At 62.3% G+C, this 766-nt stretch carries 1 protein-coding gene; it reads right to left on the bottom strand.

Going from position 1 to position 766, the window contains the following annotated elements; all coding sequences use genetic code 11:
• A partial coding sequence (locus K7W03_RS27540) for a hypothetical protein (protein ID WP_222888144.1) occupies nucleotides 1-436 on the bottom strand: 436 nt, incomplete at its 3' end.
• Between the last annotated feature and the right edge of the window lie 330 nt (nucleotides 437-766).

The following is a 766-nucleotide window of genomic DNA, read 5'->3' as shown; positions in this document are numbered from 1 at the left end:
CGGCCTGCTCCACGATGGCGGACAGGGCGAGCATGAGAGGGCGGATGCTGTCGGCAAGCTGGCAGGTTTCGCGGTGATCGCGGATGCCGTCTTCCAGAGCCGCACAGAATTGCGACACAAGCGAGGACAGGCTCGCAATAGTCGTCATGTCGTTGGCCGCTTCAACCGTCATGGGGACCATGCGGAAGCCGTAGAGCGCCGTTACACGGTCAAGCGCGTGAGGGTCCGCCAGCAGGCTCGCCATGGCCTTGTGAAGCTCCGGGACATTCTCCCCGGTGATGGCGCGGTTGACGGTCTTCACATCCGCGTCGATCGTATCGGCCAAGGTGGACTTGCCGACGCGAGCCGACACGCCTGTCCAGTCCTGCGCCAGCGCGGCGGACACACTCGCCTTTGACGGCGGAGTTTTCTGACGGATTTGGTTGCGCTGCAACATTACATGTCGCTCCCGTTATGAGGAATTTCGGAAACATTGGTGCCGAGAGCCGGAATAGGGGGACAGCCCCCGGCACCTTCCGTGTGCGACCCGTTGGCCTCACGGAAATCGATGAACTGTGCGATGAAGAGGGCGCGATACCCCCGACCCTCGATTGCGCAGGGGACCAGCACGGAACTGCGACCCGCCGTGCTGGTCTCGTTGCTATTGGGGAGGTTGCTTTGCGCGTGGTTCACCGGCTCGCACCTCCACCGCTGGAGATTGACTCCCCAGCGGCTTCGGTCATCGTGGCGATTGCGAAACAACCACGAAAGGAATCACGATGGCTGA

This window comes from Sphingobium sp. PNB (genome assembly GCF_019873065.1).
GTDB lineage: Bacteria > Pseudomonadota > Alphaproteobacteria > Sphingomonadales > Sphingomonadaceae > Sphingobium > Sphingobium fuliginis.
The sequence above is the reverse complement of the archived record's forward strand: the minus strand, read 5'-3'. Positions and strand labels throughout refer to the sequence as shown.